11 protein-coding genes are annotated in these 15,649 nt (G+C 59.3%); all 11 read right to left on the bottom strand.

Features of this window, described 5'->3' with window-relative positions:
- Positions 1-38: 38 nt before the first annotated feature.
- The 11 genes from carB to MRX98_RS18790 all read right to left on the bottom strand — a co-directional run bounded on the left by carB (position 39) and on the right by MRX98_RS18790 (position 15,425).
- A complete protein-coding gene (carB, locus tag MRX98_RS18840) occupies positions 39-3,275 on the bottom strand; it encodes a carbamoyl-phosphate synthase large subunit (RefSeq protein WP_246913736.1) in 3,237 nt (1,078 codons plus the stop codon).
- Positions 3,276-3,316: 41 nt separating this feature from the next.
- A complete protein-coding gene (gene carA / locus MRX98_RS18835) occupies positions 3,317-4,447 on the bottom strand; it encodes a glutamine-hydrolyzing carbamoyl-phosphate synthase small subunit (RefSeq protein WP_343217777.1) in 1,131 nt (376 codons plus the stop codon).
- Positions 4,448-4,562: 115 nt separating this feature from the next.
- A complete protein-coding gene (locus tag MRX98_RS18830) occupies positions 4,563-5,156 on the bottom strand; it encodes an indolepyruvate oxidoreductase subunit beta (RefSeq protein WP_246913724.1) in 594 nt (197 codons plus the stop codon).
- Positions 5,153-7,018, bottom strand: coding sequence for an indolepyruvate ferredoxin oxidoreductase subunit alpha (gene iorA, locus MRX98_RS18825; protein WP_246913722.1), 1,866 nt, complete (start codon positions 7,016-7,018; stop codon positions 5,153-5,155). Before iorA ends, MRX98_RS18830 begins: the two co-directional genes overlap by 4 nt.
- Before the next feature lie 10 nt (positions 7,019-7,028).
- Positions 7,029-9,038 carry an acetyl-CoA carboxylase biotin carboxylase subunit gene (locus MRX98_RS18820; RefSeq protein WP_246913720.1) on the bottom strand — a complete coding sequence of 670 codons (2,010 nt, stop codon included), beginning with the start codon at positions 9,036-9,038 and terminating at the stop codon, positions 7,029-7,031.
- Between the two features lie 8 nt (positions 9,039-9,046).
- Complete coding sequence (locus MRX98_RS18815; protein WP_246913718.1) at positions 9,047-10,600, bottom strand: acyl-CoA carboxylase subunit beta; 1,554 nt, start codon at positions 10,598-10,600, stop codon at positions 9,047-9,049.
- A 66-nt stretch (positions 10,601-10,666) separates the two neighbouring features.
- Positions 10,667-11,251, bottom strand: coding sequence for an LbetaH domain-containing protein (locus MRX98_RS18810; protein ID WP_246913716.1), 585 nt, complete (start codon positions 11,249-11,251; stop codon positions 10,667-10,669).
- Between the two features lie 85 nt (positions 11,252-11,336).
- Positions 11,337-11,861 carry a 5-(carboxyamino)imidazole ribonucleotide mutase gene (purE, locus tag MRX98_RS18805; protein WP_281432436.1) on the bottom strand — a complete coding sequence of 175 codons (525 nt, stop codon included), beginning with the start codon at positions 11,859-11,861 and terminating at the stop codon, positions 11,337-11,339.
- A 30-nt stretch (positions 11,862-11,891) separates the two neighbouring features.
- The gene (locus MRX98_RS18800) at positions 11,892-12,779 is read right to left on the bottom strand and encodes a phosphoribosylaminoimidazolesuccinocarboxamide synthase (protein ID WP_246913714.1); all 888 of its coding nucleotides are present in this window, start codon (positions 12,777-12,779) and stop codon (positions 11,892-11,894) included.
- A gap of 276 nt (positions 12,780-13,055) precedes the next feature.
- Positions 13,056-13,433, bottom strand: coding sequence for a Na-translocating system protein MpsC family protein (locus MRX98_RS18795; RefSeq protein ID WP_246913712.1), 378 nt, complete (start codon positions 13,431-13,433; stop codon positions 13,056-13,058).
- A gap of 465 nt (positions 13,434-13,898) precedes the next feature.
- Complete coding sequence (locus MRX98_RS18790) at positions 13,899-15,425, bottom strand: integron integrase (RefSeq protein ID WP_246913710.1); 1,527 nt, start codon at positions 15,423-15,425, stop codon at positions 13,899-13,901.
- Positions 15,426-15,649: the final 224 nt, after the last annotated feature.

Raw genomic sequence — 15,649 nt, 5'->3', positions numbered from 1 at the left:
AACACGAAGAGGCCGTGCGCGCGGCCTTTGCCGGGACATCATCCCCGAACCCCGTCAACCCCCTCGCGGCCGTTCTTCCTGCTGTAGTGGTCCTGAATGGAAAGCACACCGATCGCCTCCCGCTTCATGCTTGAAATCGCCATCAGCGAGGCCTCGGCACCATGGATGGTGGTGGTGTAGGGAACATTGAAGGCCAGCGCCGCCCGGCGAATGGCATAGCCATCCTTGAGCGGTCCGCTTGCACCGGCGGTGTTCACCACCAGTTGGATTATCTTGTTTTTGATGGCATCCACCACATGGGGCCGGCCCATGGACACCTTTTTGATGGTTCGGCATTGAACGCCGTGCTGCGCCAGAAAGCGGGCGGTGCCCTCGGTGGACAAAATGTCGAAGCCCAATGACCGAAACCCGACGGCAATGGCCACCGCCGAAGGTTTGTCCTTGTCTTCCACGCTGATGAAGACGGCTCCGGAGGTAGGCAATCGCTGGCCCGCGCCCAGTTGGGCCTTGGCATAGGCGGCGCCGAAATCCGACGCAATGCCCATCACCTCCCCGGTGGACTTCATCTCCGGCCCCAAAAGCAGATCCACCCCCGACAACTTAACGAAGGGGAAGACCGACTCTTTAACACTGACATGCCGTGGCAAAGGCAAATCGCCATCAATGCCCATTTCCGTTAAAGAACGGCCCAGCATCGCTTTGGCGGCCACCTTGGCCAAGGCCACTCCCGTGGCTTTGCTCACGAAAGGAACGGTGCGCGAGGCACGTGGATTGACTTCCAGCACGAAGAGCTTGTCATTGTGAACGGCGTATTGCACGTTCATCAGTCCCACCACACGCAACTCGGCGGCCATGGCACGCGTTGCGGCACGGATTTCCTCGATGACCTTGCCGCCCAGCGTTCGGGGCGGCAGAACGCAGGCCGAGTCGCCGGAGTGGATGCCGGCTGCCTCGATATGCTCCATGAGGCCCGCGATACAGGTGTTCGCGCCGTCCGACACCGCGTCCACATCCACCTCCACGGCATTTTCCAGAAATTTGTCGATAAGCACGGGGTGTCCGGGAGACGCCTCAAGTGCCAACCGGACAATGGTTTCCAATTCAGACGGATCGAACACGATCTTCATGGCCCTGCCGCCGAGCACATAGGAGGGTCTTACCAAGACTGGAAAACCGATGGCCGCTGCCGCCGCTGCCGCCTCGCGCACCGTTAGCACCGCCTCGCTGGCCGGTTGGTGCAAACCCAGTTGCTGCAGCATGGCCCTGAAAAACGACCGGTCTTCGGCCCTGGCGATATCCTGTGGATGAGTGCCAAGGATGGTCACGCCGGCCCGGTGCAGCGGCAGGGCGAGATTCAGCGGCGTCTGGCCACCGAACTGGACGATGAGGCCCATTGGCTTTTCGGTCTCCACGATGTGCAGCACATCTTCCGAGGTCAACGGTTCGAAATAGAGGCGGTCGGATGTGTCGTAATCGGTGCTCACGGTTTCGGGGTTGCTGTTGACCATGATGCTCTGCACCCCTTCCTCGGCCAATGCAAAGGCGGCATGAACGCAGCAGTAATCGAATTCGATGCCCTGCCCGATACGGTTGGGACCTCCGCCGATGATCATCACCTTGGCGCCGTTGACGGCGCGCGCCTCGCATTCGGTTTCATAGGTCGAATAGTAATACGGTGTGGCCGCTTCGAATTCCGCAGCACATGTATCCACCTGCTTGTATGCCGTAAATATCTCCAAGCCGCGACGATGTTTGCCAACGACCGCTTCCGTGACACCGGTGAGGCGGGCGATCTGTTCGTCTGAAAACCCCCAGGCTTTGGCCTTGCGCAGCAGGGCTGCGGGCAAGGGCCCACGCGCCGACGCCAATTCCCTTTCCAGGTGGGCCAGATGGCCCATCTGATTCAAAAACCAGGGGTCGATGCCGGTCAGTTCGAAAAGCCGCTGTTCGGACCAGCCGACCGACAGGGCGTGGCGCAAGTAGAAAATGCGCTGGGAGTTGGGCTGTGCCAGTTTCCGTGCGATGAGCGTCTCCGAAGGCGGGTTGTCCATTATCGGAGGACGGCCCGTTTCCAGGGAGCGGATCGCCTTCTGGAGGGCCTCCTTGAAGGTGCGACCAATGGCCATGGCCTCGCCCACCGATTGCATGGAAGTGGTCAAATTGTCCTCGCACTCGGGAAATTTTTCGAAAGCGAACCGCGGCATTTTCACAACACAATAATCCAGGGCCGGCTCGAAGGAGGCCACGGTGCGGCCGGTGATGTCATTGGGCAGCTCGTCCAGCGTGTATCCCACCGCCAGCAAGGCGGCGATCTTGGCAATGGGAAAACCGGTGGCTTTGGAGGCCAGGGCCGAGCTGCGGGAGACCCGCGGATTCATCTCCACCACCAGCATCCGCCCATCCCGCGGGTTGACGGCGAACTGCACGTTGGAGCCTCCGGTGTCCACGCCGATCTCGCGCATGATGGCGATGGCGGCGTTACGCATCTGCTGGTATTCGCGATCCGACAAGGTTTGGGCCGGCGCCACAGTGATGCTGTCGCCGGTGTGAACGCCCATGGGATCGACATTTTCGATGGAACAGACGATGACCACATTGTCTTTGCCGTCCCGCATCACTTCCAGCTCGAACTCCTTCCAACCCAGCACCGACGCTTCGACCTGGATTTGACCGATGAGGCTGGCCTGAAGTCCGGCGGCGGCGATGGTTTCCAGGTCCTCGGGATTATAGGCCACGCCGCCGCCGGTACCGCCGAGGGTAAAGGCCGGACGGATGATGACCGGGTAGCCGATGCGATCGGCGGCGGCCCTGGCGTTTTCCATATCCGTGGCGATGTCGCTGGGCGCCATCGTTAAACCGATATCGGTCATGGCGCGCCGGAAAAGATCGCGGTCCTCGGCCTTTCGGATCGCCTCCAGGTTGGCGCCGATCAGCTCCACCCCATGGGCCTCCAACACCCCCATCCGATGCAGCTCGACGGCGGTGTTCAACCCGGTCTGGCCGCCCAGGGTCGGCAGCAGGACGTCGGGCCGCTCTTTGGCGATGATGGCCGCTACGGTATCGGCGGTCACCGGCTCGATGTAGGTGCGGTGCGCCATTTCGGGATCGGTCATGATGGTGGCAGGGTTGCTGTTGACCAACACCACCTCGTACCCTTCGGATTTGAGTGCCTTGCATGCCTGGGTGCCGGAGTAGTCGAACTCGCATGCCTGGCCGATCACGATGGGGCCGGCGCCGATGATCAGGATTTTTTGGATGTCGGTTCGTTTGGGCATCGGTTTTATCGTTGTCCCCGGGGCTACTACTTCGCCCCTCTTCAAGGATTTGCGGCGATCATTCGCCGAAATGTTTCGAACAAATAGCCGGCATCGTGGGGCCCGGGAGCGGCTTCCGGATGGTATTGCACCGCCATGAGCGGCAACCTGCGGTGGCGGAAGCCTTCCAGCGTCCCGTCGTTCAAGTTGATGTGGGTCGGTTCGACCTCCCCTTGGTCCAAGCTATCCGGGGCCACGGCAAAACCATGGTTTTGCGAGGTGATCTCCACCCTGCCGGTGGCCAAGTGCTTCACCGGCTGATTGCCCCCCCGGTGGCCGAACTTGAGTTTGAACGTCTTGCCCCCCAGGGCCAGGGCCATGAGTTGGTGACCGAGACAAATGCCGAACATGGGCCGGTATCCGAGCAGCTCCCGAACGGTGCGAACCGCCTGGACGGCCGGCTCCGGATCGCCCGGGCCGTTGGAAAGAAATACCGCATCCGGCGCCATGGCCATGACATCCGCGGCATTGGTCGCAGCCGGCACGACGATGACCTCAAAACCGGATGCTTCGAGGCAGCGCAGAATATTATGCTTGGCGCCATAGTCGATGGCCGCCACCGATGGTTTGCGGCCTTGCGCCGTCCAAACCCCCTTTCGGAAACAGGCCTGCGGTGAAGCAAAGAATACTTTTTCTCCATTGACCCAGCGGTAAGGTTCGCACGTTGATGCGGCGCGGGTCAGATCGCGACCCACCATTGGGGGAATAGCGCGGGCTTTTTGGATACAGGAGCGCGGATCGAGATTGGCGGTGGAGACAAAGGCGCGCATGGCGCCGGCCGTGCGGATGTGCCGGGTCAAAGCGCGCGTGTCCAGTCCCTCAATGCCCATTTTGCCGTGGCGCCGCAAAAAATCGGCCAGGGCCTCGCCGGCCCGGTGGTTGCTTGGATCGGCCTGATACTCTTTGACGATCAGGGCCTCGGCACGAATGCCTTCGGACTCCATGTCCTCGGAATTGACGCCGTAGGTGCCGATCAGCGGGTAGGTCATGACCACCATCTGCCCGTTGTACGACGGATCGGTGAGGATCTCCTGGTAACCGGTCATGCCGGTGTTGAAGACGATCTCCCCCGATGCTTCGCCGGGTCCGGTGAACGACGCGCAATCAAAAACACGGCCATCTTCTAGCGCCAACAAAGCTGCCGGCTTATCATTCGTTTTCAAAACCATGGTATATATATGTCTGTATGTTGCATTCGCACCTCGCAGAGGTAGAAAAGAAGGGACCCGATAGGGATCGCGCCGCTATTTACATTTGTGCGCCCGTATTTGCCCCCAGTTCAAAAGCCGCCAAATTGGCGCCGGTATGGGCCGCCTTTGTTTTGGCTTGAATGGCATCACGCAACTTCTCGGGCGGCAGATGCGTCGCACCACTGCCGGCCAAGGCCCCCAGCATCACCATATTCAATGACAAGGGCGATCCGGCCCGCGCCGCCAAAGAGGTGGCGTCCAAGGCGATAAGACGTTTGACCCGACCCGCCAGCTTCGCCAAGGCAGCGTCGATGTCCGGATAGCGGGACTGGCCGGTGGCCACGGTAAATGGCGGTTGTGGGGCCGTGTTGGTGATGATCACGCTGTGGGCACCGCATTTTTTGGCGGCCCGGATGGTTTCGGAAGGCTCGAATCCCAGCAGGATGTCCGCTTCGCCATCGGGGATGCAATAGGCGCGTCCCTCGCCAAGCAAAACCATGGACTCCACCACCCCGCCACGTTGCGCCATGCCATGGAATTCCGACATTCGCGGCGTGATTCCGACCGCGGCCGCCGCTTCGCCCAAGATGCGGGCCGCCAGGATATTGCCTTGCCCGCCCACCGCCACGATCATGATCCGTAATGTTTTCATCGCGCCGCCTCCTTGTCGCGCGCCGGCATTATGGCATTTTCGGGACACAGCTGTGCACACAAGGCGCATCCGGTGCAGCGATCCGGGTCGATGCCGACCTGGCCTTCGGCTGCGAAAAAGGCCGGGCAGGCCAGTTTGCTCAGGCAAACCTTGTGGCCCCGGCACTTTGCGGCGTTCACCCGGAACGGACGCCGTTTGCGATAATGGGGCAAAGTGCGTTCGTACAGCGGACACGGTGCACGGGCGATGAGCACCGAAACCCCCGGGTGCCGTGCCAGCTCGCGCACCGCCGCAACGGTTTTCCGATATTTGAAAGGGTTGACGGTGAGCAGATTTTCGACGCCCAGACCTTTCACCGCGGCTTCGATGGACACCGGCGCGCGTTCCAGGTTCAGGTGGCGCAGATCCACGCCCGGGTGGGGCTGATGCCCGGTCATGCCGGTGGTGCCGTTGTCCAGTATGACCACCATGAAATCGTGGTTGTTGTAAACCGCGCTGGCCAAAGGGGAAAGGCCGCTGTGGAAGAAGGTGGAGTCGCCGATGAAGGCCACCACCTTGCGCCCCGTGGCGCGCGCAAAACCGCCGGCCGTACCGATGCCGGCGCCCATGGCGATCAAAAAATCGCCCATGCGCAAAGGCGGCAACAGCCCCAGCGTGTAGCAACCGATGTCGGTAGGGTAGATGGCCTCGTCGCCGAAGACCTCTCGCACGGCCGCGTAGGCGGCCCGGTGGGGGCAACCGGGACACAGATTGGGCGGCCGGGCCGGAACTTCGGGCAGGTCGTCGGTTCGAATGGAGGCCGAAGCAGTAAAGGGCAGATGGAAATAGGATGATATCACCCTTTTTACCGTTGTAGGGTCGAATTCGTACAGTCTTGAAAAAAGTCCCTCCCCCTTGCCGTGAATCGGCAACATCATGCCATTGCGATGGGCGCAATTGCGCACGGCCTCCTGCAGATACGGTTCACCCTCTTCGGCCACCAGCACCTTTTCGCACCCTTCCAAAAACCAATGGGTCAAGATTTCCGGAAAAGGATGGGAAAAACCCACACGCAGGACCTTGAAGCGGTCGGCCGCACCGAGTTCGTGTATGGCATCGCTGACATAACCGTAGCTCACGCCGTTGCAGACGATGCCCCAGCGGCCGTCGCCTTCGATGCGGTTCCAGGGACTTTCATCGGCCATGGCGGCCGCCCTGCCCATCTTATCCAGCAGCTTTGGGTGCAGCTCGCGCGACACTGCGGGAATACACACATAAGACATGGGGTCCTTTTCAAACGCGCCCTTGACGATCCTTTCGCGCAATGGCCCCATGGTGACCATGCCGCTGGCGTGGTTGATGCGCGTAGTGGTGCGCAGGAGCACCGGCAGCTTGAGCGACTCGGAAAGGTCGAAGGCCGACAGGGTCATTTCCTTGGCCTCGGCCACCGTGGACGGTTCCAGGATAGGCAGTCCGCTGAGCTTGCCGTACCAGCGTGTATCCTGCTCGTTCTGGCTGGAAAACATAAACGGATCGTCGGCGACGACGAGCACCAGGGCGCCGTTGACCCCCGTGTAGGCGAGCGTCATGAGGGCGTCCGCCGCCACATTGAGGCCCACGTGCTTCATGCTGGTCATGGCGCGAAGCCCGCACATGGCCGCTCCGGCCGCCATTTCCAGGGCCACCTTCTCATTGGCGCTGTATTCGAAGTAAAGATCGCTCTCACGGGAAATCTGAAAAAATTGAAGGGCGATTTCAGAGGACGGTGTGCCGGGATAAGCGGTTGCGAAGGCGACACCCGCCTCCAGCGCCCCGCGGGCGATGGCTTCATTTCCCAGCAACAAAATGGATTGTGACGATTCGATTGCAAGCAACGGGTGCATCCGCTTCTCCTCAACGTTCAAACAGCAACAACGTTTGCTCCGCTTCCACCGGCTGTCCGGCCTGGACCCGGACATCGGCCACGACACCGTCAACCGGCGAAGCCACCCCGGTTTCCATTTTCATGGATTCAAGCATCACCAGGTTTTGTCCCTTGAAAACCCGGTCTCCCTTGCCGACCAGCACCGCCACCACCAACCCCGGCATGGGGCATGCCAGCACATTTTGGGCGCGCCGCTCGGTCCGCTCGGGCATGAACCGCATGGCCTCCCACTCCTTGGGGCTGTAGATTTCGAACAGCCGCGTGACGCCGCTGAAGGAGACGACAACGAAGGATTCCTCGATGCGTAGCCGGAAACGGTGAATCTGGTTGTCGATCTTGAGTTTGAGCCTGCGGCGGTAGAACTCCAGTTCGGGCGTCTCCACCATGTAAACAGTACCGTTGACGTGGAAAATCCAATGCCGGCTGAGTGAATCGCCCTCCAGTCGCACGTCAAAAAGCGCCTTTTCGGCTTTGACCGTGTAGCTGCGGGTCCCCGGATCGATCCGTCGGCCGCCGATGGGGGAGACGGCGGGGCGCAGCGAGTCGCGCACCGCTTCGCTGCGCACATGATAAATGAGCGCCGCGGCCAAGGCCATGTGCCGCAAATGGCCCGCATTGGGCGGCGTCAACGACTGGCTGCCCTCGAAATGGCGCTGGATGAAATCGGTGGAGAGGTTGCCTTGCAGGAATTCCGGATGGCACAGCACGCTGCCGACAAAGTCGATATTGGTGAGCACCCCTTCGATGTGATAACCGTTGAGCGCCTCCACCAAAGCGGTGCGCGCGGCCTCCCGGTCCCCGCCGCGGCAGATCACCTTGGCCAGCAGGGAGTCGTAATAGGGGCTGATGGCACCGCCCGTGCCGAAACCGCTGTCCACCCGCACATCGGCCCCCCGCGGCTCGGAGTAGCGCGTGATCATCCCGGTGGAGGGCATGAAGGCCTTGGCGGGGTCTTCTGCGCAGATGCGCGCTTCCATGGCCCATCCGTCCAGCACAACTTCGTCTTGCCCGAAAGGCAGCGGCTCGCCGCCGGCGATGCGCAATTGCAACTCCACCAGATCGAGGCCCGTCACCATCTCGGTGACGGGATGCTCCACCTGTAAACGGGTATTCATCTCCAAAAAATAGAAATGGCCCTGACCGTCCAACACGAACTCCACCGTGCCCGCATTCACGTAACCGGCCTTGCGGGCCAGATCGCAAGCCGCAGCGCCCATGCGCCGCCGCAATTGCTCCGAAACCGCCGGCGAGGGGGACTCTTCGATGATCTTCTGGTATCGCCGCTGAATGGAGCATTCCCGTTCGCCCAGATGGACCACGTTGCCGTGGGCATCGGCCAGGACCTGCACTTCGATATGCCTGGGGTTTTCGATATATCTTTCCATGAAAATCCGGCTGTCGCCAAAGGCTTTGCGGGCCTCCTGGCGGCTGGACGCCAGTGCGGTCTCCATCTCTTCGGGGGTTTGCACGATTCGCATACCCTTGCCGCCGCCCCCCGCGGCCGGCTTCAACAGCACGGGGTAGCCGATGGCGTCGGCCACGGCCAGCGCCTCGGCTTCATCCTTCAAGGCATCGCCGTGGCCCGGTATGACCGGTACGCCGGCCTTGACCGCCAACTCTTTTGCCGCGAGCTTTTCCCCCAGGGCGGCAATGGCGGCCGGCGGCGGGCCGATGAAAACCAGCCCGGCCGCCTCTACCGAACGGGCGAAGTGGGGGTTCTCGGAGAGAAAGCCATAACCGGGATGCACGGCCCGGCATTGTCCGGCCATGGCCGCGGCAACGATCTTTTCCGTGTCAAGGTAGGAATCGCGCGCCTGCGCGCCGCCGATGGGCACCGCCTCGTCGGCCATCTGGCAAAAGAGGCCCCGGCTGTCGGCCTCGGAGTAAACGGCCACCGTCCGGATGCCCAGACGCTTGCAGGTGCGTATGATCCGCACGGCGATTTCGCCGCGGTTGGCGATCAGGATCTTATCGAACATGACAAACCTCACAGTGGGATGTTTCCATGCTTGCGTTCGGGCCGCTTGGCTTCTTTGCCCTCCAGCACCTGCAGGGTGCGTATCAGGCGGTGGCGGGTGTCCCTGGGAAAGATCACATCGTCGATATAACCGCGTTTGGCCGCCAAAAAGGGATTGGCGAAAGTGCGGCGATAATGGGCCATTTTTTCGTTCAGCACCGTTTCGGGGTCCTCGGCCGACTGAATCTCCCTGCGAAAAATCACTTCCGCGGCACCTTTGGGCCCCATGACCGCGATCTCGGCGGTGGGCCAGGCGTAATTGACATCACAGTGGATATGCTTGGAGTTCATCACCAGATAAGCGCCACCGTACGCTTTGCGCACAATCACAGTGATGCGCGGCACCGTGGCCTCGGTAAAGGCGTAGAGCAACTTGGCGCCGTGCCGGATGATGCCGCCGTGCTCCTGGTCGGGTCCGGGCATGAAGCCGGGCACATCCACCAGGGCGATCAGGGGTATATTGAAGGCATCGCAAAAGCGCACGAAACGGCCGGCCTTGAAAGATGCATCCGAGTCCAAAACCCCTGCCAGCACCGCCGGCTGATTGGCCACCAGACCGATGGTCTGCCCCCCCAGTCGCCCGAAGCCGCAGATGATATTGCGTGCAAAGCCGGGGTGGACCTCCATGAATTCGGCGCCATCCAGAATGCTGTGGATCAGTACGTTCATGTCATAGCTCTGGTTGGGGTTTTCGGGCACAAGATAATCCAGAGCGGGATCGATGCGGTCGGCCGGATCGCGCAGATCCATCATGGGCGCCCGCTGGCGGAAGTTGGAAGGCAGATAGTTGACCAGCCGCCGCACCTCGCGCAGGCAAAGCACGTCGTTTGAGGCGATGAAGTGCGCCACGCCGCTTTTTTGAGCATGGATTTGGGCGCCGCCTAAATCCTCGGAAGTGATTTCCTGGTGGGTGACGGTCTTGACCACACTCGGACCGGTCACGAACATATAGGAAGATTCCCGCACCATGAAAACGAAATCGGTGATTGAAGGGCTGTAGACCGCTCCTCCGGCGCAAGGCCCCATGATGCACGATATTTGGGGCACCACGCCGCTGGCGCGGACGTTGCGGTGAAAAATCTCCCCATAAGCCGCAAGGGCGTCCACACCCTCCTGGATGCGCGCACCACCCGAATCACTGAGACCGATGATCGGCGCGCCCACCTTGACCGCCAAATCCATGACCTTGCAAATCTTCTGGGCATGTGCTTCGCCCAGGGAGCCGCCCATGACGGTGAAGTCCTGGCTGAAGACAAAGACCTCCCGACCGTCGATGGCGCCGTGACCGGCGATGACACCGTCGCCCGCGTAAGTGGGCTCACTGCCCAAGGCGCCGCCGCGGCCGGTTTTGAGCACATCGAACTCTTCGAAGGAGTCGTCATCCACCAACAGATCGATGCGCTCCCGGGCCGTGAGCTTGCCCTTGCGGTGCTGGGCATTGATCTTTTCCGCACCGCCGGCGGCAATGGATTCGGCACGAAGGTTTTCGAGGGTTTCGAGGGTGGCTTCATACTGCATTCGCATCGGATTCACCTTCTATTGCTCGATTTACAACGCAGAATAGTTGAAATTATGAAGCTCGGCCGCCCTTCAGCCGGCTTTCATCGCCGCAAGCGTATTGAAATAATCCTCCCTGAGCTGGTTGGCGGCCTTGAGGACATTTTGCATGTAACGTTCTTCCTTTTGCGAAACGATCCGCAGCCCCAATGCATCCGAGCTCGACCGAATGATGCTTCCCGCCGGTACGTAATAGTGGGCCTGAATTCGCGTGCGCATGACCAGGGCGTTCATGCTCACCCAAACCCTTGATTCCAGGGTGGCAGCGTAGATGGTGCACCGCATGGCCAGGAAACACGCTTCGCCGATCTCGCACGGACCGTGGATGGTCACGCCGTGGGCCACCGAAGTTCTGGCGCCGATCGTCACAACGGCACCGCCGTGGCTGTGAATGATCACCCCGTCCTGGATATTGACCTCTTCACCGATGACAATCGGAGCAACCTTGCCGTCCGGTCCGCGCTCATCGGACCGAATGACCGCCAAGGGACCGACGAAAACATCCTTGCCGATGATGACGTTGCCGATGATTTGCGCGGATGGATCGATAAGGGCGCTGGGATCCACCCGGGGCTGATCACCGACCAGGTTGGGGCGGATATTTTTAGCGTCGTTCATTTTGCCACTCCTTTGACGGCAGACGTGCTTCAGGACGATTCGAAGGTGTCCGCCACTGGATTCTTCACTCGCATTGCGCCTTGGCTCAGACGAGGCCCCTGCGGGCCACCTCGGCATCATCCGCCGCCACCTCCTGCTGCATGCGATGCCGGTAGGCCTTGAGTGCATCCCGCAAACGCGTGTCGGAGAGCGCCAAGACGGCCACCGCCAGCAAGGCGGCGTTTTTGGCCCCCGCCTTGCCGATGGCCGTGGTGCCCACCGGAATACCGCCGGGCATCTGCACCATTGAAAGCAAAGAGTCCAAACCGCCCAGATCCGATGTGGTCATGGGCACACCGAGCACCGGCAAAGTCGTCAAAGCCGCCAATACGCCGGCCAGATGAGCCGCCTTGCCGGCGGCGGCGATGATCAGCTGCAGACCCCGTTCTTCTGCGCCGGTGGCGAATTCGTGGGCCCGATCCGGCGTCCTGTGGGCCGAGATCACCCGAATCTCATAGGGTACCTCGAAGTCCGCCAACACCTTGGCGCACGCCTTCATCACCTCGTAATCGGACTTGCTTCCCATGACCACAGCGACCTTTGGATCCTGATGGATAGCTGTACCGCTCATATCAAGTCACCTCCTTGTCTCGGGTTGGTTTCAATCCGCTTCCGTCAGCCGCCTGAGGGCCTCTTCGTACTTTCGGGATGTTTTGGCGATGACCTCTTGCGGCAGTTGGGGAACCGGCGGTTGTTTGGCCCATCGAACGCTCTCGAGGTGGTCTCTCACGAACTGCTTGTCGAAGCTCGGCGGAGAGCCTCCGGGCGAATAGCTGTCCATGGGCCAAAAGCGGGACGAATCCGGCGTAAACAACTCATCGATCAAAACCAGCTCGCCGTCGATCATGCCGAATTCAAATTTCGTATCGGCGATGATGATGCCTTTTGCTGAGGCGAAATCCCGTGCATGGCAGTATAGCTGCAAACTGATATCCCGCACCTTCTCGGCCACTTCCTTGCCAACCAGGTCCACGGCCTTGTCGAAGGTGATGTTCTCGTCGTGCGCTCCCGCCTCTGCCTTGGTGGAAGGGGTGAAAATCGGCTCCGGCAGGCGGTCCGCCTCCAACAGGCCCTCCGGCAGCGCAATGCCGCAGACGCTTGCCGTTTTCCGGTATTCTTTCCAGCCGGAACCTGCCAGGTAGCCCCTGACGATCGCCTCGATGGCCAGCGGGCGGGCCTTTTGGACCAGCACCGAACGGCCGCTCAACTGGTCGCGACGCCACCGGCCATCGTCTTGCCAGCCGGCCGGATCGGGTTGCGTGTCGACAATATGGTTCGCAATCAGCTCCTTCGTTCTGTCGAACCAGAAATTGGACAGCCGGGTCAAAATGGTGCCTTTGCCCGGGATGGGATCGGGCAGCACATGATCGAAGGCCGAGATGCGATCGCTGGCGACAATCAGAAGATGACGTTCATCTCCGGCGGCGTAGACATCCCGGACCTTGCCCTGCCGCAAAAACGTGTAGGCGCTTGAGTTGCCATTGACCATGGCGGATTCTCCTTTCGCATAAAAAAAGGCCGCCGCCCGTTTAATAAAACGAGCGACGGCCTTGTATTTATCACGCACCCTTCAGCTGCGTTGAAGGGGTCGTTCCAACTCTAAGGCGTTATTTTCAAGTTTCCGGATCCCCCGAGGCAACTGCGAGCGATCACGCCCTTTTGCCACAACAGATCCGATGGCAGCTAAACCATAACCGCCAATATTTGTCAATTGAATTTTACAACAAGCGCGATAACGTTCAATGAATGCAATTTCAATTGGTTATCATTTTTGTGGAATATCCGGAGTGGTGGCCAGTGAAAAGAGGATCACTCTTTCACCCGTGACCGTGCTGATATCCGTATGCAGGCTTTTGACCTTCACGCCCAGGATGTTCTCGATCACCTCTTCGAGCAACGGGCGCCCCTGCTCCAACAGCGCGATGCGAACGCGCTTGACCAACTCCCGCCCATCCTTGCTTCCGTGAACGTCGGCCAGCTTCAACTCGGCTTGCGTGAGAACATTGCGGAGTCTTACCAGCACCATATCGTCAATGATGTAGGTTTTGGTCTCCAGAGGCCCCCGGCCCATGAATTCCTTTTCAAAGCGTATAACGGCTTCGCTGATTTCAGCTTCCAATTGGCCCTTGGTCCTGTTCTTCATTCCGGCTCCCAGCGCCCAACTTTTCTATTGTACCATTTCACAAGCGTTTGATTACAGCTCGTGCCTGTTTGTGTCAAGGTCGCCCCATACCCTGTTTTGCCTTTCCTTGACAATCGCCTCCTGTCACGTCAGGACTTATGTGCATGTGCATCAACCACCATCATTCGCCTTCGCCCTTTTCGACGGTGACGATTTCAGGACGTTGGGGACGTTGTTGACGATATGGACATACCTTTCCATTTTCTTTTTAAAAAACCTTCGATAGGCTGATCTCAAAACACCGAGCGCTGCACGTCACAATAGTCAACAACGTCCCCCAACGTCCCCGAATCCGGACGGCAAAAAGTCACGACCTCCATTGGATGGTTCCCCCATCGGCGCCTTCGTGGCTTCCCATTCGAAATGATTTGGCCAAATTCAACGACCAGCAGAAACCACGCGTCTCGAACACCCCAACGCCGCGGCTCATTCCGAAAGCTGAAAATCCAGAGGGCTCTTTGTCTCCTTGAAGGTCCGGCTTTTGATCGTGTGGGTGTAGATCATCGTCGTTCTGATATCGCTGTGCCCCAGGAGGTCCTGGATCGTTCGAATATCATAGTTGGCTTGCAGCAAATGGGTGGCATAGCTGTGGCGAAACGAATGGGACGTGACACGCTTGAACAACCCGGCGTCTCTCACCGCCGCCTTGATGGCTTTTTGGACATGCCGTTCGTGAATATGATAGCGTCTCTTTTCCCCGGTTTGGGGAACATGTGTCATCGAGAAGCCGGGGAAAAACCATTGCCAGGCAAGCTCCTTCGCGGCGTTCTTAAATTTTTTCTCTATCGAACCGAACATGAAAGCGCCATCGTATCCGGCCTTCAGATCCTGTCCGTGAAGCGCCCGAACATATTCCATCTGGCCTCGAATCCGGGATAACGCCGTCTCGGGCATGGGCACCGTGCGATCCTTTTTCCCCTTGCCGTCGTGAACCGTCAAAATGAGGGCATCGAGATTGAAATTGTTCAAGCGAAGATTCAGGCATTCAAACAGGCGCAGGCCACAACCATAAAGAAGCATGACGACCAAATCCAATGGCGGCGCAAGCTGGCTAATAATCTGATCGATCTCGTGCCGCGCCAACACAACTGGAATATAAGGCTTGCGTTTGGCCCGGGCGATATTTTTAAGATCGCCCGGTTCTTTCTTCAGAACATGGCGGTAGAAAAAAAGAAGGGCATTGAATGCCAGGTTCTGAGTCGCCGCCGCCACATTTCGTTGCACGGCCAGATAGGTCAAAAACCCCTTTATGTCGGTATCCGACAGGGAATCCAGCGGCTTCGATCGGGTGAACGCCTGAAACTGTCCAAGCCAGCCCGAATAGCTCTTCAACGTTTTACGGGAATAATGCCTCAGCTTGATTTCGGCGTCCAGGGCATCGAAAGCAGATTGCCAATTTGCGCCTGTCTTCCGTCGCTCGCCTTTTTCAGCGCCGGCTCTTTCCGTGAATTGATGATCGCCACCAGGCTGCCTGACGCCATCCGTCCCTGTGCCGTAAGCGCGGACCGCCGGTGCATGCACCGCAAGCCGGCCGGATGCAGGCGGATCATATGTCGCCCCAGGGCGCGGCGTCACCCCGGCACCATCGACGGTTTTTCCAACACTCGGGCAGGATTTCGAAATCGCCTTTTGAGGCGCGCCCGCCAGGGATTCGCCCTCGGCCGTTCCCCTCCCGGCACCCGGTGCCCCCTTTGCACCACCCGCCAATTCATAATAAGTGCCAATGGCGTCCGCAGCCTGCTCGATCTGAAACGCTGCCTGCTGTTTTTCACGCAGTTTGCCGATAAACGGAACCAAACTATGATTGCTTGATACCGGATAATCGTACTTGTGACAGAAATCCCAATAGTACCGAAGCCATCTGCTGTAATGAGAACGATATTTTTCCGGTATGTTTTTGCGAGCAAGAAGCGCTTGAAAACCAACCTGAAGGTCCGGTGGAACTGTGATCATAACCCTGCCCCCTTTACCCGGTCGGCTAATATTCTAAATTGAATATTATGCGGCTTTCGTAATTAGCACCAATCCAAATGTCAATCTCTATTTTGAAAAAAGTCCGTAAATTCTAAAAAATGTTCTTGATTTAGTGGCGATAGGATATTTTAACATTAAATATTCGCGGTAACGGCTAATATGCCGAATTGAGCGGAATCCGGAAAAAAACCGCTTAATCACTG

The sequence above is a fragment of the Desulfatitalea alkaliphila genome, from assembly GCF_022968795.1.
Lineage (GTDB): Bacteria > Desulfobacterota > Desulfobacteria > Desulfobacterales > Desulfosarcinaceae > Desulfatitalea > Desulfatitalea alkaliphila.
The sequence above is the reverse complement of the archived record's forward strand: the minus strand, read 5'-3'. Positions and strand labels throughout refer to the sequence as shown.

Excerpts from the sequence above, each read along its gene's own strand:
- carB (WP_246913736.1), bottom strand. The coding sequence starts at position 3,275 with ATGCCCAAACGAACCGACATCCAAAAAATCCTGATCATCGGCGCCGGC.
- MRX98_RS18830 (WP_246913724.1), bottom strand. The coding sequence starts at position 5,156 with ATGAAAACATTACGGATCATGATCGTGGCGGTGGGCGGGCAAGGCAAT.
- iorA (WP_246913722.1), bottom strand. The coding sequence starts at position 7,018 with ATGCACCCGTTGCTTGCAATCGAATCGTCACAATCCATTTTGTTGCTG.
- MRX98_RS18820 (WP_246913720.1), bottom strand. The coding sequence starts at position 9,038 with ATGTTCGATAAGATCCTGATCGCCAACCGCGGCGAAATCGCCGTGCGG.
- MRX98_RS18815 (WP_246913718.1), bottom strand. The coding sequence starts at position 10,600 with ATGCGAATGCAGTATGAAGCCACCCTCGAAACCCTCGAAAACCTTCGT.
- MRX98_RS18810 (WP_246913716.1), bottom strand. The coding sequence starts at position 11,251 with ATGAACGACGCTAAAAATATCCGCCCCAACCTGGTCGGTGATCAGCCC.
- purE (WP_281432436.1), bottom strand. The coding sequence starts at position 11,861 with ATGAGCGGTACAGCTATCCATCAGGATCCAAAGGTCGCTGTGGTCATG.
- MRX98_RS18800 (WP_246913714.1), bottom strand. The coding sequence starts at position 12,779 with ATGGTCAATGGCAACTCAAGCGCCTACACGTTTTTGCGGCAGGGCAAG.
- MRX98_RS18795 (WP_246913712.1), bottom strand. The coding sequence starts at position 13,433 with ATGAAGAACAGGACCAAGGGCCAATTGGAAGCTGAAATCAGCGAAGCC.
- MRX98_RS18790 (WP_246913710.1), bottom strand. The coding sequence starts at position 15,425 with ATGATCACAGTTCCACCGGACCTTCAGGTTGGTTTTCAAGCGCTTCTT.